21 protein-coding genes are annotated in these 26,025 nt (G+C 52.1%); 2 read left to right on the top strand and 19 right to left on the bottom strand.

Features of this window, described 5'->3' with window-relative positions; translation table 11 throughout:
* Window positions 1–93: 93 nt before the first annotated feature.
* From F556_RS0123780 to F556_RS0123755, 6 genes are all read right to left on the bottom strand, one after another.
* The gene (locus F556_RS0123780; RefSeq protein WP_051108790.1) at window positions 94–897 is read right to left on the bottom strand and encodes a WecB/TagA/CpsF family glycosyltransferase; all 804 of its coding nucleotides are present in this window, start codon (window positions 895–897) and stop codon (window positions 94–96) included.
* Window positions 898–947: 50 nt separating this feature from the next.
* Window positions 948–2,096 (bottom strand): polysaccharide pyruvyl transferase CsaB, encoded by a 1,149-nt coding sequence (csaB, locus tag F556_RS0123775; protein ID WP_020619503.1) that lies wholly within the window; start codon window positions 2,094–2,096, stop codon window positions 948–950.
* Window positions 2,057–4,183 carry a DUF5693 family protein gene (locus F556_RS0123770; protein WP_020619502.1) on the bottom strand — a complete coding sequence of 709 codons (2,127 nt, stop codon included), beginning with the start codon at window positions 4,181–4,183 and terminating at the stop codon, window positions 2,057–2,059. Before F556_RS0123770 ends, csaB begins: the two co-directional genes overlap by 40 nt.
* 13 nt (window positions 4,184–4,196) lie before the next feature.
* Entirely contained in the window at window positions 4,197–5,906 is a 1,710-nt protein-coding gene (locus tag F556_RS0123765; protein ID WP_020619501.1) for a phospho-sugar mutase, read from the bottom strand.
* 48 nt (window positions 5,907–5,954) lie between these two features.
* Entirely contained in the window at window positions 5,955–6,386 is a 432-nt protein-coding gene (gene fabZ, locus F556_RS0123760) for a 3-hydroxyacyl-ACP dehydratase FabZ (protein ID WP_020619500.1), read from the bottom strand.
* 184 nt (window positions 6,387–6,570) lie between these two features.
* The gene (locus tag F556_RS0123755; RefSeq protein WP_020619499.1) at window positions 6,571–7,080 is read right to left on the bottom strand and encodes a CDP-alcohol phosphatidyltransferase family protein; all 510 of its coding nucleotides are present in this window, start codon (window positions 7,078–7,080) and stop codon (window positions 6,571–6,573) included.
* 249 nt (window positions 7,081–7,329) lie between these two features.
* Here F556_RS0123755 and F556_RS0123750 point away from each other — a divergent pair, with 249 nt between their 5' ends.
* Together F556_RS0123750 and F556_RS0123745 are read left to right on the top strand one after the other, a co-directional pair.
* Window positions 7,330–9,510, top strand: a complete 2,181-nt coding sequence (locus F556_RS0123750) for an Ig-like domain-containing protein (RefSeq protein ID WP_051108786.1) — start codon at window positions 7,330–7,332, stop codon at window positions 9,508–9,510.
* Between the two features lie 150 nt (window positions 9,511–9,660).
* The gene (locus F556_RS0123745; protein WP_020619498.1) at window positions 9,661–10,281 is read left to right on the top strand and encodes an S-layer homology domain-containing protein; all 621 of its coding nucleotides are present in this window, start codon (window positions 9,661–9,663) and stop codon (window positions 10,279–10,281) included.
* 150 nt (window positions 10,282–10,431) lie between these two features.
* Here the strand turns inward: F556_RS0123745 and F556_RS0123740 are convergent, their stop codons facing one another.
* The 13 genes from F556_RS0123740 to F556_RS0123680 all read right to left on the bottom strand — a co-directional run bounded on the left by F556_RS0123740 (window position 10,432) and on the right by F556_RS0123680 (window position 25,778).
* Complete coding sequence (locus F556_RS0123740; protein WP_020619497.1) at window positions 10,432–10,770, bottom strand: DNA-directed RNA polymerase subunit beta; 339 nt, start codon at window positions 10,768–10,770, stop codon at window positions 10,432–10,434.
* 21 nt (window positions 10,771–10,791) lie between these two features.
* On the bottom strand, window positions 10,792–11,640 hold the full coding sequence (locus tag F556_RS0123735) for a flagellar hook-basal body protein (RefSeq protein WP_020619496.1): 849 nt from the start codon (window positions 11,638–11,640) through the stop codon (window positions 10,792–10,794).
* 38 nt (window positions 11,641–11,678) lie between these two features.
* Window positions 11,679–12,545, bottom strand: coding sequence for a flagellar hook-basal body protein (locus tag F556_RS0123730; protein ID WP_020619495.1), 867 nt, complete (start codon window positions 12,543–12,545; stop codon window positions 11,679–11,681).
* Between the two features lie 95 nt (window positions 12,546–12,640).
* On the bottom strand, window positions 12,641–13,639 hold the full coding sequence (gene mreB, locus F556_RS0123725) for a rod shape-determining protein (RefSeq protein WP_020619494.1): 999 nt from the start codon (window positions 13,637–13,639) through the stop codon (window positions 12,641–12,643).
* A 135-nt stretch (window positions 13,640–13,774) separates the two neighbouring features.
* Window positions 13,775–14,062: a sporulation transcriptional regulator SpoIIID gene (gene spoIIID / locus F556_RS0123720; protein ID WP_020619493.1), complete on the bottom strand. Its 288-nt coding sequence runs from the start codon at window positions 14,060–14,062 to the stop codon at window positions 13,775–13,777.
* A 168-nt stretch (window positions 14,063–14,230) separates the two neighbouring features.
* Window positions 14,231–14,839, bottom strand: a complete 609-nt coding sequence (locus F556_RS0123715) for a M23 family metallopeptidase (protein WP_245583127.1) — start codon at window positions 14,837–14,839, stop codon at window positions 14,231–14,233.
* 180 nt (window positions 14,840–15,019) lie between these two features.
* Window positions 15,020–16,114 carry a stage II sporulation protein D gene (gene spoIID, locus F556_RS0123710; protein ID WP_020619491.1) on the bottom strand — a complete coding sequence of 365 codons (1,095 nt, stop codon included), beginning with the start codon at window positions 16,112–16,114 and terminating at the stop codon, window positions 15,020–15,022.
* A 199-nt stretch (window positions 16,115–16,313) separates the two neighbouring features.
* The gene (murA, locus tag F556_RS0123705) at window positions 16,314–17,741 is read right to left on the bottom strand and encodes a UDP-N-acetylglucosamine 1-carboxyvinyltransferase (protein WP_020619490.1); all 1,428 of its coding nucleotides are present in this window, start codon (window positions 17,739–17,741) and stop codon (window positions 16,314–16,316) included.
* A gap of 209 nt (window positions 17,742–17,950) precedes the next feature.
* Complete coding sequence (locus F556_RS0123700; RefSeq protein WP_020619489.1) at window positions 17,951–18,202, bottom strand: DUF1146 family protein; 252 nt, start codon at window positions 18,200–18,202, stop codon at window positions 17,951–17,953.
* Between the two features lie 15 nt (window positions 18,203–18,217).
* Entirely contained in the window at window positions 18,218–21,124 is a 2,907-nt protein-coding gene (locus F556_RS0123695; protein WP_020619488.1) for a S8 family peptidase, read from the bottom strand.
* A 409-nt stretch (window positions 21,125–21,533) separates the two neighbouring features.
* Entirely contained in the window at window positions 21,534–22,004 is a 471-nt protein-coding gene (locus tag F556_RS0123690) for a Dps family protein (RefSeq protein ID WP_020619487.1), read from the bottom strand.
* 154 nt (window positions 22,005–22,158) lie between these two features.
* Window positions 22,159–23,025: a CheR family methyltransferase gene (locus F556_RS0123685; protein ID WP_020619486.1), complete on the bottom strand. Its 867-nt coding sequence runs from the start codon at window positions 23,023–23,025 to the stop codon at window positions 22,159–22,161.
* Window positions 23,022–25,778 (bottom strand): CHASE3 domain-containing protein, encoded by a 2,757-nt coding sequence (locus tag F556_RS0123680; protein ID WP_020619485.1) that lies wholly within the window; start codon window positions 25,776–25,778, stop codon window positions 23,022–23,024. Before F556_RS0123680 ends, F556_RS0123685 begins: the two co-directional genes overlap by 4 nt.
* Between the last annotated feature and the right edge of the window lie 247 nt (window positions 25,779–26,025).

Here is a 26,025-nt window from a genome sequence, read left to right as displayed (position 1 = left end):
CCCCTTTTGTTTCTACCGGAATGAATTATACTCCGATTAAATAAGAAACTCCAACTCCATTTTTAACCGATTTTCAGCATTTTCACAGAATTTTCACGGGGTTGGATATTCTTTTGTCACGTTTTCGCGGTCGCGCATCACTTTAATCACGAATTTGGGCAAAGCCAGCATTCTTCCGATCCGAGAAGGCTGCAACATGAGGCGATAAAGCCATTCCAACCCAAGACGCTGCATGAATAGCGGGGCCCGCTTCAGCTTGCCGGCAATAACATCCAGACTACCACCGATCCCCATCATAACCGGAACGCCGAGCGCTTGCTTGTGCTTGGCTATCCAAGGCTCCTGATTATGCACCCCGCGTGCCACAAACAGCATGTCCGGATCAGCTTCCCTTATCTTGGCAATAACCTCCGCATCCTCATCATCTCCGAAAAATCCGTGATGGGTGCCAATGAACCGCACCAGCGGATACTGACGCTTCAGCCTGTCGGCTGCTTCGTCAATGACCTCCTGGGTCGTTCCCAGCAGGAAAACTGACCAGCGCTTCTGCTCTCCGACATGCAGCAGCTCATGCAACAGATCAAACCCGGCTACTCGCTCGGCTACCGGCATCCCTACATAATTCGCTGCCCATACGGCACCTGCACCGTCGGGCACCAACAGCTCGGCTTCACGCATCGCCCGGTGAAACACCGGATTCTCCAAGGCCGTCATAATCATGATGGGATTGCCAGTAATGACCTGCGTCGTCCGACGCTGCTCAATTGCCTCGGTCAGATAACGCACGGTATCTTTCATATTCATTCGAGAGAAGGACATTCCGTACATCGGTACCACCGGTACCTCAGGTACTGGGGCCGCTTGCGCCTGTCGCTTCTCATGGACTGTCACAGTCATGCCTTTCATTCACCCTCTTCATCCGATTACAGCTTCTTCGCTTCACTGCCTTACTGAATTTGACGTATTAGCCGCACAATTTGTTGCGCGGGCAGCAACGCTTGGCTCCGTAATGCTTCAATTGCATCCGCGTGCCGTGCGCGCCATACCTCGCCGTTGTCCAGCAGTTCGACAGCAGCAGTGGCCATAGCATCCGGATCCAGGGTATCCGTTGTTCCGATTGCCCGCAGACCCAATCGTCCAAGAAATTGATCGATCTTAGGGTCATAGGATAGGCCCAGCATCGGTACCGATTGGTTGGCCGCGTAGATCAGGGCGTGCAGACGCATACCGATCAAAAGATCGCAGCTGCTCACCGTAAGCAGCATCTGCTGCGGGTCTTCTCCGAGAGAAACCAACTCCGCAGTGGAGTTGCCGATCGCTCCCAGCCGCTCCATCACATAGGTGGATGCTTCCGCATCGTCTGGTGTATGGAAGGGCAGGAAGCGTAATCGCACTTCCCTGCTCCTGGCCAGTATAGCCAGAGCTTCTGCTGCCCGGTCCAAATCCTGTCGGTCTTTGCGCCAGTATCGCAAGGAAACGCCCACCACAGGTACACGTTCCGCTCCTGCTACAGGCTCGCTGGCCCCGACCACCTCTGCCTGGTCAGGCAACGGCATCGCCATCACGGGATCCGGTACAACCTCAATCCGTGAACGGTCAACGCCCATCCGTCCCAACAGGTCGGCCGACTCCGGATCTCGCACACTCACGTAGGCACTCCGTCTCATGACGTGGCGGATCATCGGATCCATCCAACGGCGGTTAACCGGCCCTATGCCTTGGGAGTAGATAAAGGTCGGCTTACCCAGGATCTGAGCCAGCTTGAGCACTCCCGCATAATAGGGGATGGTCTTCGCACCGGTCGCATCCTGCAGCAAGCTGCCCCCGCCGCTAATCAGTCCGTCACTCTCGCGCAGCGCAGCCATCACCTCTGCCGGACGCATACGGTGCCTGGCATCCACGCCATACATCTCCCGGGTCGAGACCGGATCAATGGACAGGACGATGGGCTCAATGCGAATGTCCGATTCCTCAGCAGCTGTTTCCAAGGCCAGCAGAATGGATTTCAGCACCGCTTCGTCGCCGCTGTTGCGGAATCCGTAATAGCCCGACAGGACTAGACGGAACGTCTTTTTGTGATTAGCGGGTATACCCATCTGCGCCATACTCCTTCCGCGATCTGCCACACGCCGATCATCACGAGCCCGATCAGAGCGCCAAGGCCCAGGCCCAGGATGACGCGGATGAACGAGATATAGAGCGGAGTATGAATATGTGCAAACGTATCTACAATAGAAAGTTGCCCAATCGAAGCTACAATTATTAGTACCCAGGCCGCACGGTATCGAAGCGCCAGAAACAGCCCCAGCAAAAATAAAGGATGGGCAAACATAAATTCCTTGAACCGCGGCCGCACGCCGAATGTGCCTTCAAGCACGCTGCGGATCGTTAATTCCAGACTGGTAACCGAACCGGCATTGCCGGTACGTGAGAGATAGTACATCCCGACGACACCCAGAATGCCTGCCACAACCACCCATAGCACTGTGATCTGCAACCGCAGCAAGCGACGCAGATTATCGAGCGGTGACAGTCCGGAATACAGGAAGACATACAGTCCCACTAAAGCAATTGGAGCCAGATGCAGCAGACTGACGCCACGGTATTGTTGGAGCACCAGACTGTAGGTAACATTGTTCAGCAAGCCAAATACCAACGGGACGCCAATGAACGAAATGACAGCCGTCAGAACATACAGGCCGGCAGCCATCGTCAATCGGCGGCCCTTGCCAAGCTCAGGGAACACCCATTTGCCGCCGAACATGCCACTGCCGTTCTTGGCGTCTTGACTATCCCAGTCGCCGCCAACGATCCGGCGGTCGCCCTCCGTATGCTTGCGGATGCGGCTGAAGGCCCAGATTAGTGCCAGTGTAGGTGCAGCAATACCAGCGCCAAGTGCCAGCCCCTGCTCGAGCACTGCCGGTGAGAGGACATACAATCCTGCACTGCCCAGTAGACCCAGCAGGAAAACAGGCAAGAGCAGAACCGGGATAAACGCACCAATCAATAACGCGATGATCGCAATGGCACCGAGTGCTACGACGCCCTTCAGGATTTTCATCCACGATCCAGGCTCATAGTTGTAATCAAAGGCTTGGGCTGTACCATTCGTGTAGCCTACATCCTCCAATAGCTTGATAGCGCCCGGCGTATCTTCGTTGCCAGCTAAGGACTCGTAGATATTATCAAGGGAATGAACAATTCCTCCCCGTTCCGAGCTGCGCAATGGCTGTCCATTAATGTAGAACATACGAATATTGCGGTCCTTGCCTGCCAGTTGGAAGCGATCGGCGATCGTTTCCGGCGACAAGCGTCCTGCATCCAGCGCAGATAGTGAATAGAGACGAACAACATTGTAATCGATGTTGTAAGCGAGCGTCTGGAAGCCCTTCTGCATGGTGCGAAGGTTCTCGATCGCCACAATGCCAATATCGTACTTTTTCAGAAGCTCCGCCATCGAATTCAAACTGCCATCGGTTGCATGGTCGCCAAACCCTTTGACTGCATCGCCATCAAATAGAATCCGCTTCACACCCAAGTCGTGTAACCAGCCCAAGATACTATCCGTCAGGTCATGGTCATAAGGCTTCATGCGGTCAGACAGTCGCGGCAGCAGCTGAAAGCCACGATCATGAAGATCTTGAATCGTAAGGGGATCGGGCAGCATCGTCTTGGCCGTCGCATCCTCAAGTGGCGTCTCAATCACAAGTCCATCCAGACCCTCGTACGAATAAGGCCGGAATGCAATTTCCCCGCTGCCCATGGTGCTCTCGATCATCGGACCAAGTGCAGACTGTGCCTCTTCATTCGCAAACAAAATATACGTAAAGTTCTCATTAAGCGGAGCCGGCTCGCCTTGCAGCTCAGCCATCTGCGCCGAGCTGTATAGCGACAGACGGTGGTTCCAGCTCAGTTCCTCAAGCGTGGATTCAAAAATCGCCATCGTGCCAATGCCGGCATCCTGCATTCGCTCCAGCTGTTCGTCAATAAAATCCTGCGGTCTCGCCTGGAAGCTCGCAATCTGCACCAGGTCACGGTAATTATACACAAACTCCACTTGCTTGGATGTCTGCTCCATCTGATAACGCATATACCCAAGCGGCATAGCCGCGAGGAGTCCTGCGATCACAAGTCCCCATAATACGATGCGGGCCCTGCGGCTCCACAGTTGGATCGATTGCACAAAAGTCCACTCCTTAAGCTTGGTTGTCCACCCGGGCCATAACCTCAGACGTCAGCTTGGTGATCGCTGCGGCGGCCTCTTGCTGGGATGAGCCGCGAACGGCGAAATACACCTTGATTTTCGGCTCTGTGCCTGACGGCCGCAGGCAGAACCAGGAGCCATCTGCCAGGATGAACTTCAGCACGTTCTCCGGCGGCAGGCCATTCAGACCCGGCAGGTAATCCTGCAGCTCAGCTACTGTCGATCCAGCGATGGTCTGTGGCGCATGATGACGCCAGTCTTCCATAATGGCAGCGATCTGCTGGACGCCATCCACACCTTTAAGCGTGCGTGACTCCAGATGCTCCTGATAATAACCGAATTGTTCGTATAGCTCCAACAGCACATCATACAGCGTCTTGCCTTGCGCTTTATAATAAGCGGCAGCTTCACTGATTAGCAGCGAAGCAACGACAGCGTCCTTATCCCGCGCATACGTACCAGTCAGATAGCCGTAGCTCTCTTCATAACCGAACAGGAAGCTGTGCTCCCCTGTACGCTCGTACTCGGTCATTTTCTCTCCAATATATTTGAAGCCGGTCAGTGTATTGACCACCTCTGCGCCATAGTGACGGGCAATGTCTGCCCCCATCTCGCTTGTCACAATTGTTTTGACCACAACACCGTTGTCCGGCAGTTTGCCTTGTTCCTGAAGCTGGCTTAGCAAGTAGTGAACCATGATAGCGCCAGACTGGTTGCCGCTAAGCACGACAAATTCACCTTGCTTGTTCTTGACGACAGCCCCCATCCGGTCGCAGTCCGGGTCAGTTCCGATAATAAGGTCTGCCTGCTTCTCCTCTGCCAGCTTGATGGCGAGCGTGAATGCCTCGCGTTCCTCTGGATTCGGTGACTTGACGGTACTGAAATAGCCGTCTGGCTGTTCCTGCTCCTCCACAATATGCACTTGGGTGAATCCCGCCTTGCGCAGCACCTCGCGAATCGGCAGATTGCCTGTTCCATGCAGTGGGGTAAACACGATGTTCACCTGGCTGCCGAGACGTTCTTGAAGCAACTGAAGATTCGGACTGGCCGAAACCACCGTATCGGTAAATTGGTCATCCGCCGACTCATCCAGCCAGCGGATTAGACCGGCAGCCTCTGCTTCCTCCTGCGACGTCCGACGGATCTCGCCGAATCCGTCAATTTTCTTGATAGAGGCGATGACTTGCTCGGCATCATACGGGACCAATTGGCAGCCATCGTTGCCATAGACTTTGTAGCCGTTATACTCTGGCGGGTTATGACTGGCCGTAATGACAATGCCGCCTTGAGCACCAAGCGCTCGCACAGCATAGGAGAGTTGAGGTGTCGGACGCAGCGACCGGAATAGATACGTGATGATTCCGTTGCCTGCCAGCACTTGAGCCGCGTGCATCGTAAATTCCGGCGACTGATTGCGGGAGTCATGTGCAATGACAACCGACGGCTTGTCCGACTGGGATAATAGCCAGTTAGCCAGACCTTGTGTAGCCTTGCCCACCGTATAAGCATTCATTCGGTTTGTGCCCGCGCCCATAACGCCACGCAGGCCTCCCGTACCGAATTCCAACTCGCGATAGAAGCGATCCTCAATTTCTTTGGCATTATCTTCGAGGGCGCGCAGCTCCTGTTTCGTGGCATCATCGATAAGTTCATCATGCAGCCAAGCCTTATATTGTGCCGCTGCCAGTACGTTTTCCGTCATCCTCTCAACCTCTTTTCCGAATATGTATTCTTACGTATACAGACGATTTTACCCCTTACTTGAAAGAGCAAACATCAGCTCACCTTCCGCGACCACTTTTTCGCCCACGCGTGCAGTTGCTTGTCCTTTTCCGATTGTGCCTTTGAGCCGGGTAATGACCACCTCAAGTGTTAGTGTATCCCCTGGCACGACCTGACCGCGGAACCGCACCCCATCAATACCTGCAAAAAAGGCCAGCTTGCCCTTATTCGCTTCAACATTCAAAATGGCGACCGCACCTACCTGTGCCAGTGCCTCCACGATGAGCACGCCAGGCATGACGGGATGGCCCGGAAAATGTCCGGTGAAAAAAGGTTCGTTCATGGTGACGTTTTTGAGGCCTACTGCACGCACACCGTCCTCCAGTTCCAATATCCGGTCAACCAGCAAAAATGGCGGGCGGTGCGGAATAATTTCTTGAATTTGATTAATATCCAACATCAATTCATGCTCCTTTCTATATTTCCACATAATACGTGTTCAAAAAGTCTATTGCATATGTAATAAAAGGATGTAAATACGTCAACACTAGTGACATCCCTTCATGAACTGCAGTCATGGAGGTTTAAGATAAAGAGCCCGGCCGGCTGGAGACATGAAGCGCTCTGGCAGCCGGGTTCTTCTTTTAATGGGATCGGTTAAGGGATCGAAAGTGGTTGAAATACATAACCGTCGTTATGTATGAGAAGACAATGACTACCCATAACATGTGTTCCCCGTAAGACCACTCAAAAAACAGCATGGTTATTGCGACGTAGAGCAGTACGGTTGTCAGCTTGCCCATCCAATTGGAGGGTACGGTCAGCTTGCCCTTAAAGTGAACATAGGCCGATACGATAATCATCCCCAAATCTCGCAGCAAAAGGGCAATGGCTGCCCACCATGAGATCATGCCCGCCACGACGAGGGACACAAACACAGTGATTAGCATGAGTTTGTCCGCCAATGGGTCCAGCATTATGCCGAGCCGGGTTACCTGTCCATTGCGTCTTGCCAGATAACCATCCAGTACATCGGTCACCCCTGCCCCCACCATAATAAAAAAGGCGGTGACTACGTAGCCGTTGGCAAATACGGCAATATAGACGGGGATGAGCGCGAACCTCAGCATCGTTAACAGATTCGGCAGATTCACCCGAGCGACCCCCTCACTCTCTATATCTACATTATTATACCTCTCCGCCGCAAAACAATCAAAAGCGACTTTGGTCCCCCAAAGCCGCTTTTTTTCGCGTCTTTCTTTTTCATGCAATCGACATTTACCCAATTTTTATTTGCGCAAATTTCCATCTCCCCTTCATTTTGAGAAGTACATTGCCGTTATAGTAAGAAAGCAAAGCCGTTTTTATTGGATAAAAAATCAAACCCTGCTTGGAGGTAAATCATGATGCACGCGCTTCACAATCGTTGGTCCTTGCGTTCCTGGCTCTCAGCCATGCTCGTAGTTACTTTACTCTGTCTCGGTCTACCCGTCCCTGCCGCCGGGGCTGAAGAAAAAGTTGTAGGAATCTCCTTCGACTCTGTTCCCTCGCCCTTCATATTATATGTAGAGGACGATACCGAACTGCTGAAGTTATGGGCTGAGGTTGAAGGCAGCACTTCGCTACGTGACGTGACGTCCGAAGCATCTTGGACCTCATCCAAGAGCTCCACCGTTAAAGTTGATAAAGGACTGCTCACAGCCGTCTCAGCGGGCAGCGCCCAGATTACAGCGCGTTACAAAGGATTCACCGCCCTAATCTCTGTATCTGCGGAGTATCTCTATGACAAAGTCGTTCTGACCCGTGGAGGCAGCTCGGCTGAGTTGTCCGATAAGCTTGATATTCAACTCGGCGAAGAGCTGCAGTTGGACCTAAGCGCCCTTAAGGGAAGTTCGCGTACAGATGTGACCTCCGACGCAGCTTGGAGTTCTTCCAGTACAGGCGTAGCTACCGTTGACGCTGACGGTACTGTCACCCTGGTCAATCCTGGGACCGTCAAGATTACAGGAAAACACAAAGGCTTATCCGCAACCGTCACATTGACCGTCACCTCACCCTATAAGTCAATCGCCATCAGTCCGGACCGGCTTATGGAATTTAAGGTCGGCGACAGCGATAAGGAACTCACCGCCACGGCCGAGCGCAAGACTGGCGAGAGCATTGACATTACCAATGAAGCAACATGGAAAAGCGGCAATGTAAATGTGGTAACGGTTGAGAAAGGTGTACTCTCTCCGGTGGGCTCTGGTACAACCTCCATCAGCGTGACACATCTAGGGATTACCAAAACCCTGACCGTCGTTGTACGCCCGTCGCATCAGGCGATGACTCTCTCCGGTGACAAAGAGCTGCACCTTCAGCTGCAGGATGCACCCGTGCAGATTCAAGCCAGCGTATCGGATACAGCAGACCATAGTCTGGATATCACCTCTCAGGCGGAGTGGACGTCGTCCAATGTATTCGTAGCCACCGTCAGCAGCTCGGGCCTAATCAGTCCCAAAGCGGCCGGCACTGCCCGAATCACCGCGACGTACAAAGGCTTGAGCCGTGACATCAACGTTACCGTGTATGGACCTATGAAGACGATCTCCGTCGAGAAAACGGTCCTGGACGGCTTTGTGGGAGAAGATCAGCAGCTACCAGCAGTAACCGGCATTACACTCTCCGGGGACAGCCAGAATATCTCCAAGCTCATCACCTGGACCTCCAGCGACGAGAGTATCGCTACTATCGCAGATGGCAAATGGAAGCCGGTCAAGCTGGGCGAGGCGACCCTTACCGCAGCTCTGGGCAGTCGCCAAGTAAAAGTTAAGGTGTCCGTTCACGACAAACCGCTTGCTCTCCAAAGTGACATTGAGACGCTGAGTGTAGTTACCGGCAAGGAAATCAGTCTTCCTGCAGTTACAGTCATCTATGAAAACGGGGAAGATGAAACCGTAACTGATCGGATCGACTGGAGCGTTTCCTCTCCTAACCTGCTGGTCCGCGATGACAAGCTGCGAGGTTTGATCGCTTCTCGCGTTAATCTGACTGGAACCTATCTTGGCAAGAAGATTACCTTCCGGGTAACAATTGAAGAAGAAATCGTCAAGCTCACCGTCGACCCCTCGACCCTTGAGCTCAACCCTGGCCGTTCCAAGAGCATCAAGGTTACAGGCACTTATAAAAATGGCAAGACCGTTTCGCTCGGCAGCAAGATGAACTGGAGTATGGCCAACGAAAAAATTGCTACTATTAAAGGAAGCTCCGTGCGGGCCGTGGATGAGGGCACGACGCTATTAATTGGAACGTACCAGGATAGGAGTGTATCGGTCACTATTACGGTTGTGCCAAAACTCAAAAAACTGGCCATCTCCAGCTCCTCGCTGCGTGTCGCCATTGGAGCCAAAGAATCCGTAACCGTCAAAGCCGAGTATGATACCGGTAAAATCGTAGACGTGACCTCGTCCGCTACTTGGACTACCAGCAACAACAAAGTTGCTGAAGTCTCTGGCGGTACGATCACAACGCTCAGCAAAGGCTCAGCCACCATCCGTGCCCGCTTCGATGGCAAGACAGTCACTGTGCGGGTAACGGTTCGTTAGACTTTTACTTATCTCCCTACCTTCCATCCCTTGGGTGGAAGGTTTTTTAATAAATATTTTCCAACTCTCCTTATTAGGCTATTCATACTTAAAATTTCTGGGTAAGATTAATTGGATCGAGTTTATTACATAATGGGGAGTGGAGTTCAAATGAAAAGAATGAAGAAGTTTGTGATTGGTATGTTGGTGTTGGCTTTCCTAGTTCCGTTTATTAATCAGTCTCAAGAAGCTGCTGCAGCTAACAACTTTACGGATATTAGAGGGCATTGGGCAGAGGCAACCATTGCAAAATGGGCTGAGCTGGGTTTAGTTAGTGGCCAATCTACTAATCGTTTTAATCCGAATGCACCAATTACTCGTGCTGAATTAGCAACGTTGATTAATAAAGTTACTCGCGTACAAGATGAAGCTACAATTGACTATTCGGATGTTCCAAAAAACAAATGGTATTACAGAGAAGTAGCAAAATCCGTGCAAGCAGGTTACATGTTAGGCTATGCGGATGGAACTTTTAAACCTGATGCACCAATCACACGTCAAGAGCTAGCAGTACTTATTACCCGTGTTACAGGCGTTGCCGAGCAACAGCCCCCAGCTGCTTATGCAGATGTAGTAAGAGCTCCAGAGTGGAGCAGAGGATCCATAGGCGCAATGATAGCATCTGGCACGATTACAGGAAAGGAACCAAATCGTTTTAACCCTCGTGCCTTGTCTACACGTGCTGAAGTTGTAATTATCCTGGATCGTATCGGTGCTGACCGTGGCTTTTAATATATTTACCTACTAAAAACAGGATACCCACAGGACTGTTCCTTGCTAGGACAGTCCTTTTTTATTGCAAGTAAAAAAAAAAGACCCCGCCCGAATGAGGTCTAGTCTAATCCTAATTTATTTTAGAAAATCGTATGCATAGCACACTACTTACGAATCCAAAAATATTAAATCATACAGGTGGCGCCACGTCTCCCATTTCCAGACGTCGGAGCTGTCACCTTCGCCTAGCAGCACATACCCCAGAAAAGCCCCGCCGACCAAGGCCAGCACCAGCAATAGCGGTACGATACTCTTGCGAAGAATCCAGAGCAGGATACGCACTACAAGCGGCAGCCGCTTAGGGGTGGCTTCCTCCGTCTTCTTCGCTGAAGACGGCTCTTCGGACACCTCGCTCATACCCCGTCTTACCTTCGGCTGATCAGTGTCCTCTACGCTGTGGCGGAGAGACTCCGTCGTGCGCCGTCCTTCTTGACTTTCCCTGTTCATCTATTATCCTTCCCCATCTCATCAGGCACGCAGACTGTTGGCCAATCCCATCATGGTATCACTAGAAGTCAGCGCCCGCGCACTCATTTGATAGGCCCGTTGAACAATCATTAACTCCGACATCTCGTGGCTCAGGTTAACGTTAGATTGCTCTAGGAATCCTTGCATCAGGGCAATCCGGTTCACAGCATCCGGCACCACGGCGCGCACCACATCTTCTACCTCCAAACCGTCGGCAACGACGAAGAGGTTATCCGCTGTGGGCGACAACACGCCAGGCTTCATGGGCTGCACTAATTTTACCCGTCCAAGCTCAAAGATGTCAAATCCGTCTGCTGACACAGCCTGTATCTGGCCATCCTCTGACACACGAACTTGGTGGCCATTAGGCACGACAATGCGCCCTTCGACCACATTGCCAGCCGCATCCGGCGGCTGCTGCACAACGAGCGGATAGCCTTCTTTGGTCGTTAGGATTGGCGTGCCGTTCTGGTCAAGTGTCAGCTGGAATGCACCATTCCGCGTATAGGCCCGTGTCCCGGCTTCATCGGTAATAACCTCGAACAGCGCATCGCCCTGAATGGCGATATCATACGGGTTGTCCGACTTTTGCACCGCTCCTTGGGTCATATCCGGTTGAATCATCGTCAATCGCGAGCCCCAGCCTTGATTGAAGCCGAGCGGCGTCAATCGGACGGGCTGCTCGAACGCTTCACCCTGTTGCTTCATATTCGTAAGCAAATCCTCAAAGGTTGCATCTTTGCGCTTGTAGCCGACGGTATTGACGTTAGCAATGTTGTCCGCAAGCAGATCAAGCTTCTGCTGGAGACCGTTCATCGATACCATTGCATTAATCATTGAGCTATTCATAAGGTGGTTCCTCCCTGATGACTTATGTCACGTTCCTGCTACACGCGTCCTACTTCCGTTACGGCCTTCTCCAGACTCCGGTCATAGTACTGCACGACCTTCTGGTTAGCCTCGTAGGCCCGCAGCGCACCCATGATATCCACCATGGATTGGCCGGCATCGACATTGGAGCGTTCAATGAAGCCCTGATGAACCTCAAAACGTTCACCTGCCGCAATCGGTGTTGCCAGTGCAGGGTCGCCCTCAAGGCGGAATTTGCTATTGCCTTCGCGAACCAGCTGGTTGGGATTCTCGATTCGCGTAATTAGCAATTGCGCTCCTGTATCATCACCAGTCAGAGAATCAATAAAGCGCTGATCTGGCGTCAGCCTTAACTGATCAATCGCCACGCCTGCTTCGAATTGAATCGGTGCATTGCCCGCGCCCAAGACCAATGAACCATCGCCGGATACGAGGAAGCCCGCATCATTCAGCGTGAATTTGCCATCACGGGAATACCGCGTGTCGCCATTGGCATCCTGCAGGGTGAAGAATGCCTGGGGCTGGAACGTAACCTCTCCGTTCGGAGCGACATATTTGCCTGATGCGTCAAACGCCATGCCTGGCACGGCCAGGTCAGATACGATGGCAAAATCGGACATCCGGTAGGTCTCAGACATATCGCCTTGGAGATGAATGGAGAGACTCTCTTCGGCGAATACGCCCGTATTGATTGTGCCGATCTGCTTCGACTGCTCCCCTTCAATGCCAGTCAGGGAAATCAGCATGTCCGGAAACGAACGGCCGATCGCATTGACCTGCTTGAAGCCCGGTGTATTAATATTGGAAATGTTATTGGTTACGGTATCGTGACGGCGCTGTTGGGTCATCATCCCTGCAGCAGCCGTGTATAGCCCTCTTAACATGGGGTTGCACCTCCGGCTAGCTTGTCCACTCTGTGCCCATGCCTATTGCACACAGACGCTTCTCCCTACTATATCGGCTTGCCCACAGCAAAAGATTAGCCGAGTTTTTTGACTACGCGGTCTAGGTTATCTAGCATGATGCCAGACCCTTTAACCACACAGTGAATCGGATCATCAGCAACCAGTACCGGTACCTTAAGCTCTTCCGCGAGCAGCGTGTCCAAGCCGCGCAGCAAAGCTCCGCCACCTGTCAGGATGACGCCGCGATCAATAATATCGGCCGACAACTCCGGTGGTGTCTGCTCCAGCACCGACTTGGCCGTCTGCACGATAGAGGAAATAGAGTCCCAGAGCGCCTCTCTCACTTCATCCGAATGAATGGTAACCGTGAGTGGCAAGCCGGACACCATGTCGCGTCCGCGGATGTCCATCTCGTCCTTCTGGCCGTCATTGTAAACTTTGCCAATCTTCATCTTGATGTCTTCGCTCGTCCGTTCACCGATCGCCAGCTTGTACTTCGACTTAATGAACTTCATGATAGCTTCGTCGAACTTGTCCCCAGCAATTTTAATAGAGGAGGCGGTGACGACGTCGCCCATCGAAAGGACGGCCACGTCGGTCGTTCCGCCACCGATATCCACTACCATATTGCCACTGGGCTGGAAGATGTCCATTCCAGCCCCGATGGCAGCAGCCTTTGCTTCTTCTTCCAGGTAGACCTCTCTGGCTCCGCTCCGCTCGGCTGCCTGTCGAATTGCCTTTTGCTCCACAGAAGTGATATTGGTTGGCGCGCAGATGAGGATGCGAGGACGACTGTACCAGGACCGTCCACCGATCCGATCAATAAACGATTTCAGCATGATTTCCGTAATTTCAAAATCGGCAATAACGCCGTCTTTCATTGGACGGATGGCAACAATATTGCCCGGTGTCCGGCCAACCATCCGCCTCGCTTCCTCACCTACGGCGCGCACCCGGTTTGTATCGTTATCGATCGCAACGACCGACGGTTCATCCAGGACAACACCTCTCCCTTTGACGTGAATCGATACATTTGCAGTTCCCAGGTCAATTCCAATATCCTTGCTAAACATAAGGCGTAAGTCCCCCACCATCTTAGTATTCGGTCAATTGGGCATTAGAGGTTTGAACCGCTACCTTAAGCTGCCCATCCTGGAAGTACATTCGATACAGAGAGGTGAAAATCCTCTATTTTCACTGAAAATCCGTCAAATTTTTGCAGCAGCGACCACTTCCCTCTTCTTCCCCGTCGTTTTCTTGTATTTGATCTTCGTCGCTTCTCCTCCCCTCAAGTGTCGGATCGATTTGTGGTATTCGAGAATGTGCTTGACCTGATCGGCCAGGTCCGGATTTATCTCTGGCAACCGCTCGGTCAGATCCTTATGCACCGTGCTTTTGGAAACCCCGAACTCCTTGGCGATCGTCCGTACCGTATGCTTGGTTTCCACGATGCAGCGGCCGATTTTTATCGTTCTTTCCTTGATGTAATCGTGCACGTTCCCGCCTCCCCTACTCGAGATAGTTTGGTACAGTATATGAGGGGAGCGGGTAGATATTCTTTATTGCCAAGCCTGACAAGCTATTTCGTACAATTATTTTCATTTTGGCACACAGCAAAGCGGCAGAGACGATGCCTCTGCCGCTTTGCTGGTTGCGGATTTCGCTTACTCCGGAAGGAGCAAGCCCGGGTTGACCGCTTCGCCGTTTTGGCGAATTTCAAAATGCAAATGGTTGCCCAGTTCCTTCTCGAGCTCATTGCGGCCCGATTTGGCAATGATTGTTCCTTGTTTTACTTCGTCGCCGGTCTTCACAGTGACGTCGCTCACGCCTTGATAGATCGTGACGATGCTATCGGGATGCGAGATTTCGACGACAAATCCATTGGTTGGATGCTGATCGACATGGCTGACTTTGCCGCTCATCGCTGCCAGCACATCAAACGGCTGGTCTTCGGCTTGCGTAAAGTCGATTCCCATGTGCGCGGTATACGTGTTACCGACTTGCACCATGGCGGCCTGACGCTCTTCATTAGAGGCATCAGCTTCATAGAAAGGCGTAGCGACGACCAACTCATCACGGTTCAGGACAGGCCATTGAAGCGTTTCGTTTCCTGCGAGCACTTCCAGCGTCTCTTCGTCAATTGCTCCCGGTTGCTCAGCGATTTCACTGCCTTCTGTAGCTTCTTGACCAGGTTGGTTATCCTCTACGATCTCTAGCTGTCCTGACCCCTGATAGAGCCACATTAAGGTTACGATAATTGCTGCCGCCGCCATGAAAGCTGCTGGGGAAAACCATTTTTTCGCGAGCAGCCTTTTCCACGAAGACGCGTTGGCAGTTGAACCTCCTGGATTCGATTTAGGAGATTCCTCAAACTTGGAATTTTTGTTTTCTTCATTCATCTTCCATCACCTCACTAGCCATTGTTGCCAGAAGCTCGTGATTTATACGTGAGGTTAAAATTCAGATGGTAGCTTTGAAGCTTGTTCAATCGTAACGCCCGTATAGTAGTGTTGTAAAATGGCTTCTGCCGCTTTACCGGACTTGGCCATGCCGTTGGCCCCCCACTGGCTCATCCCGACGCCATGCCCGTATCCGTAGGTAGTAAACGTGATTTCTCCGTCAGCCGTAGACCAGCCGAATTGGCTGGATGCCAAGCCCAGCTTCTCCCGTACCTGGCGTCCTGTAAAGGTTTTACCTCCAATCGATACGGATTTAACCCGCTGTCCTTGTGTCCTCTCCAGGATGCGCATCGTGCGCTCTGCTCCCTTTCCGACGCCCAGCTTGCGGCGAAATTCCTCCAGAGAGAGCGTCACCGTCTGCTCATAGCGAGGCGACAGCTCCTGATCCCACGGACTGGGCACACTGCGCAGATAAGGGAGGCTTAACGTCCAATAGTCCTCCGAGTTCTCGGTATAGCCGTTGCTGGTAGAGAAGAAAGAAGCTTCTATCGGCTTGCCATTGTACGTCATAATTAGGCCCCTTGTTTCCTGAACGGCACGGGTTAATCTGGCCAGCGACTGAGTCGATTGCTCCTCCGGCCAACGCGTCCCCAGCTCAGTGAGCGGGACATAGACTTGATGGGAAACCGTATCGCTGATATCACCTGTCTTCTTCCCTGTTCCGCCGCCTGCCGCCAGTTGCTTGACAATATACGTTCGCGCCGCAATGGCCTGCGCCTTCAATGCTTCCATTTCAAAATCGGCCGGCATCTCGCCTGCAAGTACACCTCGCACATATAACTCTAGCGGTACCCGTTCGATCCGCGACTCTTTGCTGACAAAGACGTTCACCCGCAATTGATCCAGTATGCCCTCTTGCTCAGTCAAGGCTTCTTCGGCTGCAGCGAGCGACTCGGCCGCCGTCTCTGTCGGCTGGGGCTCGTCACCTTGAACGGGGGGGACCACTTGTCCGGCGTTCACTTCCGGTGCAGGGGGACCCTCCGGAGCAGCAGGTTGCAGAATCAATCCCGTAACCAGAACCGCCAACGCTGCGCCCGCAGCAGCTACAGCTGACCATCTCCATAATCTAGAACCTAGTAGAATACGCATGCCCTTCTCCTTCCTCCTTCGGAAGACAACGAAGCAGCGCTTCAGCCGGTGAGGCTGGCGCTTCTGCTCAGGTTGTCCATACCTTATTCTATGAATGGCTTTACTAGATTAGAACATGGCCTCCAGGCACAACAAAAAACACGACAGACCTGAAAGAACAGGGTCTGTCGTGCCGCAAATTTCCTATGTAAGGGGTGACTTAAGCCCAGGTTGGCTGAGCTTTAAGTACGGCCACGTCCTTATCACGTTTGCTGGTGTCGGCTGGCTTGGCGGAAGCCGCGATGACTGGCTTCTTGTCAGCATCTGTCGAAATGTCGCTAAGAATACTGGCCACTTTTTCTTCCATAATATCTGCCTCTGGTTCGGCTTCAACGCGACTGATATCCGCTCCCAGTCCGGCAAGCTTCTCGGTCAATTTAACGTAGCCGCGGTCCACATGGTGGATACCGGTTACTTCGGATTCACCTTCAGCTCTCAGCGCCGCACAGATCAGTGCTGCTCCTGCTCGAAGATCCGTAGCACATACCTTCGCTCCGACGAGCTGCGTACCACCGCTCACGATCGCCGTACGGCCCTCGACCTTTATATGAGCCTGCAGCTTGGTGAATTCCTCTACATGCATGAAACGGTTCTCGAAGACCGTCTCTGTTACCACGCTGGTTCCTTCGGATACCATCAGCAGCGCCATCATCTGAGACTGCATATCGGTAGGGAAGCCAGGATAAGGTAAGGTCTTGACGTCTACCGACTTGAGCGCTTGCTCGGCTCGCACGCGCACGCCATTCTCGTCTTCAATCACCGTTACGCCCATCTCCTGCATCTTGGAGATCACGGGTGCCAAGTGATCGGCGATGGCGCCTTCCACATAGACATCGCCACCAGTGATGGCTGCTGCAATCATGTACGTTCCTGCTTCGACCCGGTCTGGAATGACGGTATGGTCTGCACCATGCAGCTCCTCTACCCCTTCAATCCGAATCATACCGGTACCTGCTCCGCGTACGGTAGCGCCCATGCTATTCAAGTAGTTGGCCAGATCCACAATTTCGGGTTCTTTAGCCGCATTTTCAATCGTGGTGGTGCCTTCAGCCAGTGCAGCAGCCATCATAATATTCTGGGTTGCACCCACGCTGGCAACATCCAGATAGATCTTGGCGCCGCGCAGCCGGCCTTCAGTCTTCGCTTCAATGTAACCATGACCAAGGTTAATATCTGCCCCCATGGCTTCGAAGCCCTTCAAATGCTGGTCAATCGGGCGCGTACCAATCGCACATCCGCCTGGCAGCGAGATGCGGGCACAGCCCATGCGAGCCAACAAAGGTCCCATGACGAGGAAAGATGCCCGCATTTTGCGAACCAGCTCGTACGGTGCTTCATGGGATGTCAGATCCCTGGCGTCGATATGCATGATTTCCGATTCATTATGATAAGACAGATCGGCGCCCAGACATGCAAGCACCTTGTGTATATTCATTACATCATCAAGCAGCGGTACGTCACGAATGACACTTTCACCCTTTGCCGCAAGCAAAGAGGCTGCAAGAATTGGGAGCACAGAATTTTTCGCGCCGCTTACCCGAACGGTTCCTGATAGTCTCTGCCCACCGCGGACGACTATTTTACTCATTAATTATTCCCCCCGCGCGCTGTCAAAGCAAAATTCACACAACAAACTCAATCATACCATTTCTTAACTCTCATCGACAAGCGCTTTTTATTTTCCTGTCCGCATCATTCGACACGATGTGCAGGAACGGCGTGAATTCCAAGGCTTCTGGAAAGCCGATTCATCTCGTTCCGTCATGTATTACCCATTGTTGACCTTTTTAACGCATGTTATTCGACAATCCACCGCAGCATTCTTGTCCATTCCATGTAGTCTACAATAAAACGGGCAAGCCCATGCCCGAGGACAACAGCCAAGAGCACTTGGAGCATCCTGGCTTGCGGCCCGCGGGGCTGTTTCACCCACTTGTCTATATTAATGCCTTGGACGACATACCACGCAAACGTAATGCTGAGCAGTGCGATCGTGAGTGACAATAATCCGTCGATGCCCACTGATGATGTAAGAGTGCTACGGTTCACTGTGATGCTCCTTCCTCAAGGGGTTAGCGCCCGATGCAGAAGCGCTGCAAATTCGGCACGACTGGCCTGCTGCCCAGGATAAAAGACATTACCCGGAAATCCGGTAATCCACCCAGCCTGCTTGAGCGCCGTCAATGTCGGTGCCGACCAATGTCCCGCCTCCACATCAGAAAATGGCGCAACCGTCGATGACACTGCAGGGATGCCCATGGCCCCTCTCAGCATGGCCGCCATTTCGGAGCGGCTGATGGGCTGCTCCGGCCGATATGAGCCTCCGGGATACCCGGACACCCATCCTTGGCCGGCGGCTGTCATAATGGAACCGTAAGCCCAGTGAACGCTCTGAACATCCTTGAAGTCAGAGGCTTGCCCCCCAACCGGCCGATAGGCCCTTACCAGCATGGTGGCCGCTTCAGCACGCGTAACTGGATTAGCTGGCTTGAAGCGGTCATCCCCGTAGCCACCGATAATGTTCCGATCATGCAAAGAAACAATAGCAGCCGCTGCCCAATGCTCCTGTATATCGCGGAAGCCACCAAGCAATTCGTCTTGCTCTACTTTGAATCGGTAAAATTGATGATTAAATGCAGCATCTGCAGAGATTTTAATGAAATACTGACCTGCTTGCAACTTCTGCTCCATGTTCAGCGATTGCTGTTGATCCTTGGATCGCATGGAACGAATAGGAGTTTGCGTACGGTCAAACAGTTCCAGAGTTAACGATCTGCTGGCTGGTATATCCTCTACCTGCAATTTTAGAATACTGTCTTCGTTTACCCGGATCTGGAACCAATCGACGTCATCCGCTTGATGAATAACGCCAACATATTCCGTACCGGAGCGAATGGTGGTTGCCTCATAAACCCTGTTATTGGGCTCGTTGGGATCATCGTATTCAGTCAAATAGTCAAAGGTTAGGGTATAGGTGCCAACGACTGGACTGGCTTCAGCTGCTGCCGCATTATTGATTCGGATATAATATTTGCCCGGAGTAATCGTCAAGGATGGCGACTCCTCGTCGTGTCCATCTCCATGCTCATCAATCTCCAATAACGGATCACCCGCTCGCTGAATGGCGATGCGCGGATCAATGCGCACGGTATCCGTGCTCACTTTCAGCTTCAGCTTGCCTCCCTGCGTAAATGTCACAGCAAACCAGTCATAATCACCCGTTTGATGAAAGTTGCCGGTAATTTCCTGGCTTTGCGGTACCAAGGTATAGGCTTGGTAGCTCTTGTCATTTACTTCGTAGGGATCCGGATTCATCCGGAATTCCGATGTGATCAGATAGGGAAGTACGCCCTCTGAACCACCTTCCTCAAGCTTGAGCTCAATATAGTTTTTCCCCTTTTGAACAAGAAATTCGGCGGTTTTAGTACCGATCTTTACCCGCTCGTCATCCACTATAGCTTCGCCATCATGATGACTGATGACGACCGGAGGCATAGGTTCCCCAGGGGAGGTCAGACCTTGAAACAGAATGGTCAGCTTACCATCGTACGGAGCATCGATGACAAACCAATCCCTGTCTGAGCCCTGATCCAGCACCCCGCTCAGCTGCGTCTGCAAGGGAAATGGATAAGCTTGCGCGCGACTGTTATTCGGCTCTGCCGGATCAGGATTGTAGCGAATACTCATCGCTTTGTCCGCCTGCAGCAAACCGTAGCCCGTGGCTGAATCCCAACCAGCGGGCCCGATATCCTTGGCAGACTGGCGCAACAGCTGGCGCACCTGATATGGCTTCAGCTCCGGATATTTCGCCCACAGCAATGCAGCGACTCCTGCAGCCTGGGGCGCAGCCAGCGACGTCCCTTCGTCATGCTTGTAGCCACCGCCTAGCTTGGTTGTATACACCCGCCAAGGTGCGACGATATCCATTTCCGGACCGGGATTGGAACGAGGCTCCACCTGATTGTCATGGGTTGCCCCTCCTACTGCCAGCACGGTAGGATAACCGGCCGGATATTTCACCGCAGCCTTATCTCCATAGATGAGTCCATCATTGCCAGCAGCGCCTACGAGCAGGACGCCTTGTCTCTCGGCTAATGCCACGATGTCGCTCATATAGGGGGAATAGCGATACAATCCCACTGACAACACAACAATTTTGGCTCCGTTGCGCACGGCATGCAGAATGCCTTCGCCCAGTCGGTCTTCTTCGCTATACCCTTCGTAATCCAATGCCTTGATGGGCATAATTCTTGCCTGATGCAGGATGCCGGAAACTCCCTGTCCGTTATTGCCTACAGCTGCCAACACGCCAGCGACACCGGTTCCGTGCCCATTGTCATCCTGGGGCGGTGAGCCGGGTTTAATCAGGTTGATGCCTTCGACCAGATTGCCAGCCAGATCAGGATGCTGCAGATCAATGCCCGTATCAACGATAGCAATCGTGAGATCAGAACGGGTATATCCGCTTTCCCATACGGGCTTTACGCGGATTTGGTCCAGATAATGCTGCTTCGTCAGCTCAGGATCGACTGTCACAGGCATAGCCAGCGTGCGAACCTTGCCATTTGGGTGGACATACTCAATCTCCGGCAGTGCTCGAAGCTTTTGCAGCCATTTCTCGCGGTCGACTCCGGCTTTGGGACGGACCACATCGACTGCAGCCTCATGCTGCCTGCGAATCAGCTCGGTTCCCCGAAGCTGACTCATCTGCAAGGGGTCGTGCCACTTGACCAGCCAGCTGTCAGGCTCCTCGGCAGCCAACCCGTCCGCCAGCGTCCGGACTGCAGCTTCCGAGCCTGGTGCTCCAGCAGGCAGATGAAGGGTCAGGGCCAGCAGCAGCGCAGCGAACGCGCACAGCATCATGCGGCGCCAGAGACGCAGCTTGGCCGTTCGGCGGTCCGATACCCGGACATCCGCTATGCGAGCCGCATGATGCGACTGCTTTTTATGATCCTTCGTATGTATGGTCATATTTTTGCCTTAACCCTTTATGTGGTTTCGTTATATTCCTGCTTAAAGGTACATTGTGTAGTGGAATGGCAGGGCAACTTGGCACAAGTAAGCTTCAACGACTACTGTAGCGGTTGTCCAATGAAATGGGGAGTGATTCGGTGAAGAACACCTAATTTGGACTATAATATAGAGTTCGTCAAGATATAAATATTTCTATACCAAATAGTCTATTTCCTTTTTATCGACATAGAAAGGGACTTTTTACCTATACAAAACAAACAAAAATCGAACTCTTGAATCTGGTAACGCTTACAGATAAGAACAGCCAGACCTGTGTAATTTGGGGTCTATACTCCACAAGAGAGTTTGCGACTCCTGAACGACAAAGAGGACCGCCTCAGCGGTCCTCCTGTCCTGCTTGTATGATTTAGCCCTGTGCGGCTTTGAGCATCCAAATGTTTTTCTCAATCGACTCTGTACGGCCAATCAGCATGTCGGCTGTCGGCTCGTCACCGGCCTCTTCCGCCAATTCAGCGCCTGCTTTGCATTCCTCGGCCAGAACTGTAAAGTCATCAATGATGGCCTGGAGCATTGCATTGGCATCCTTTTCACGACCTGATGCTTCCTTGATGGAAGACAGGGACAACTGTTCCTTCAATGTTGATACCGGGCTGCCCCCAATGGTGAGCACTCTCTCCGCCAGCTCGTCCATAATTAGAGTAGCCTCTTCATACAGTTCCTCGAACTTGGCATGCAGTGCGAAGAAGTTAGGGCCTTTGACATACCAGTGGAAATGATGGAGCTTCATGTACATGACACTCCAGTTAGCTACCTGCTTATTCAGATGATCAATCACTTCAGTGGCTTGTGATTTTTTTGTCGGTGCTTTCGTTGCCATTCCAATCGCGCTCCTTTTGTAAGTCTGTATTGACAAGTACAGGTACTGTTCCTTATCTAAGCGAATATTACCCCTGCACACAACTGCTCAAACAGTCAGAACTAGGATGCGGAGACGGCCTGGTGTTTATACATTCAATGGTTTTGAACCACCATTATTTGCGGGTTTGATAGATTTTCTGACTCCCATCCAGCTCTCGATAATTCTGACGATGTTGCGAGAGCATCAGCGATTCTTTGCTGCCTAATGCAAGAATGCCAGACGGAGCAAGCGATTCATAGAACAGGTCGTGGACCCTGGATTGCAGCTCTAAATCAAAATAGATCATGACATTGCGGCACACAATCACATGGAATTCATTGAAGGAACGGTCTGTCACTAGATTATGGTGAACAAACAACGCATGCTGGATCAGCTCTGGATTAAAATGAGCATGCACCTGATCGCTATCGTAGTAGGATGAGAATTCTCGCATTCCACCGGAACGGATATAGTTGGTCGTATACGCCTGCATACGATTAAGCGGAAAAGCGCCCGTACGGGCGCGTTCCAGCATCGTTTCGTTAATATCTGTTGCGTAGATTTTGGTTTTGGACAGCAGACCTTCTTCCTCCAGGAGGATGGCCATGGAATAAACCTCTTCCCCGCTGGAACAACCGGCATGCCAGATCCGTACTTCAGGCAATCGGCGCAGCTGGGGAATGACCTTGGTACGGAACGCGTAGAAGAACAGTGGATCGCGAAACATCTCCGTTACAGGAATCGAGAAGTCCTGCATCAGCCGTTGGGCAGTGGCAGGATCGTGCAGCACCCGATCCAGCAGAGCCGTAATCGTCGGCAAACGCTCCGCGCCCAGCCGCAATTTCACTCTCCTCGCTACCGAATTACGAACATAATTACGGTAGTCGTAACCATACATTCGATACAGACCTTCAAGCAGCAGCTCCAGCTCCAACTGTTCCAGCCGGGAGCTTCCCTGCTCCTCCATGGGCTGCTGAGAGGGTGGCTTGTTCTCGTTCATCGTCCGGCCTGCTTGGAAAGCCATACCCGAATCATAGACAGTAATCTGCGCAAATCCACCGGTTTGCTAATATAATCAGAAGCTCCCGCTTCCAGGCAGCGATCGCGGTCTTCCTTCATCGCCTTGGCAGTCAGGGCAATAATCGGTAGATTCACGTGCTCCGGCTGTTCGCGGATTTTGCGAATTGCCGTATATCCATCCATGACAGGCATCATAATGTCCATCAGCACCAGCGCGATCCCCTGCTCTGTCGCGAGCGCATCCAGTGCTTCCTGACCGTTGCGTGCAGCATGAATCCGTAATCCCTCGCGTTCCAAGGAATTCGTCAAGGCAAATATATTGCGCTCGTCGTCATCAACCACAAGCACCTGCAAGCCCTCGATAGTAGACAATTCTTCCTCTTGTGGTTCTTCCATCGGCTCATTCGCTTGTTTGCGGGACAGATTCCTCTCTTCGCTTTCCTGTGAGACCGCCGCATTCGATTGCGCGGTGGCTAACTGTTCGCCTGCTGCCACTTGGCGCTGACCCTCGTAATTGGGCTCCATGCTAGGTATATACACCGTAAAGGTGCTACCCTCATCCGGTTCGCTCTTAATTGTCATTGTACCGCCGAGCAATGTTGTCAGCTCCCGACAGATCGACAATCCTAGACCCGTGCCCCCATACTTGCGGCTGGTCGTGCCATCCGCTTGCTGGAAGGCTTCGAAGATCAAGGCTTGCTTATCCTTGGCAATGCCGATTCCTGTATCTGTCACGCGGAGGGCAAGCACCGTCCGACCGGCCTGAGTTGGCAGGTGAGTCTGGATCTCTTCCTCTTTTGCCTTCCGCACAGCAAATGTCACGGAGCCTTGCTCGGTGAATTTAAATGCGTTAGACAACAGATTTTTCATAATCTGATGGAGCCGCTGACTGTCGGTATAGAAAATTTCATCGGAGTCCGGCGCCACTTCAACATGAAAATCCAGCGCCTTCTGTTCGGAGGTCTTCTCAAACTGATGCATCAACAAAGAAGTAAGCTCTGTTACGCTCATTTCCTCCATAACAATATCCAATTTGCCAGCCTCTACTTTTGACAGGTCCAAAATATCATTAATTAGATTTAATAAGTCCTCGCCTGCTGAATGAATAACCGTTGCGTATTTTTGCTCATCCTTGTCGAGATGGTTACTCTGATTCTCCGAAAGAATCTGAGAGAGAATCAACATACTGTTGAGCGGCGTACGCAGCTCATGCGAGATATTGGCCAGGAATTCGGATTTGTAGCGAGAGCTCTGTTTGAGCTGCTCGGCATTGGCCTCCAGCGCCTTGCTGATCTTCTCCAGCTCCTGCGACTTCAGCTCGGCCAGGCGATTCTGCTCTTCCAATTGCTCGTTTGTAACGCGCATTTCTTCCTGCTGAGCTTGCAGTTCTTCTGACTGCGATTGCAGCTCTTCGGTTAAGGTCTGCGATTCCTGCAGCAATTCCTCGATCTCCTGACGGCTCGCCGCGCTGTTGATAATCGCTCCAAAGGACTCCATCGTCTTCGACAGCAGCTCGCGCTCCTGTTCGTTGAACGGCATGAACGAAGCCAGCTCGACAATAGCTACCACTTCATTCTCAAAGCAGGAAGGCGCTACAATCAGATGCTGCGGCTGAGATTCGCCCAAACCCGACGTAATTCGATAATAATGGGAAGGCACATCAGAGATCTGGAAGATTCGTTTATCCTTGGCCGCTTGGCCGACCAGTCCTTCACCGAACGCAAAAGCTTCAGGTGCCTGGGATCCCGCAGGAATGGCGTAAGCAGCCTGGCGGACCATCATCTCGTCACCGTTCTTGTTGCGTTTACGCAAGTACAACACGCCATAAGACGCATCCAGCAATTCCGAAATCCGGTTTACAAAGGACTGCGACAGCCCTGTTATATCGGTCTCGCTTTGATGCTCACTGATTAACTCGGTTACTTTAACCTGCAACCATTGAGACTGCTCGACATTATCCAGCAAACCATTCGTGGAGTTCACCAGCTCATAGATTTCATCGCGGGTGTTTACTGTAATGCGACTGCTCATATCGCCTTCGGGTGAAGCCATGAGCCGCACCGCGTTATTGATTTCACGAATAGCGCGTACGATACTGCCGGATACTGTAAAGGCAATGGCCAGTGCCAATGCGGATACAATAACCAGTGCAGTGTATAGTGTAATCTGCAGCCACATATTTTGCTGACCGAGACTTTCTGTACGTGCATTGGTCAACGCGCGCTCCTCAGAACGGAAGCTACTGAATTTCTCCCTCGACTGATCCACGATCCGCTTGCCGGGATCAGTGATGAAGAAGCTCGCGACCCCCTCATCATTCTGCTGCTCCTTCATTGCAATGCTGGGATCGCCGACGGTGCTGATCCATTCAACAAACCCCGCCTTAATGGCTTCAAGCGTGATCTGCTGCTTCTCATTGTCTCCAATCAACGAATGCAACAGGTTGTAGTCCTGCTCCCAGTTGGATTTGGATCTGTTGTAAGGTTCAAGATAACTGTTCCTGCCGGTTATCATGTACCCGCGCTGACCCGTCTCCAGGTTGAGCATGTGGCGCTCCAGCCGATTGGTCAGGTCATGAACTTCAATATCATGGTCCGCAATATAGTCAATTTCCTTCTGTAGCGCGGTCAGTTGGCTGCCTACCAATAATATGGCTATAGTCAAGAATAGGATGACAACGGTGTAGCCAAAAATAATTTTGGCGCGTATACCCCATTTTAATTTCTTAAACATTCTCCCGGTTACCGTCCTTTATGGTTAATTTACTCATTCACCTCTTCTAGCTTAGCTGTTATCCCCCTGTTAGGCAAGGCTTTGGATGAGAATTCTGTGAAGCTATTTCAACCGGATAAATAGAGAATCTAAAGTTTCGCTGGCGCACCGGCCGGAGCGGTTGAGGTAGCTGTAAGGCAAGAAACTTTCGTTGGAGCGTCAGGTGGAGCGGTTGAGGCGGCTGTAAGGCAAGAAACTTTCGTTGGAG

The organism is Paenibacillus daejeonensis DSM 15491 (assembly GCF_000378385.1).
Classification (GTDB): Bacteria; Bacillota; Bacilli; order Paenibacillales; family Paenibacillaceae; genus Paenibacillus_D; species Paenibacillus_D daejeonensis.
Note: the sequence above shows the minus strand (reverse complement) of the source record. Positions and strands in the feature narration are given on the sequence as shown.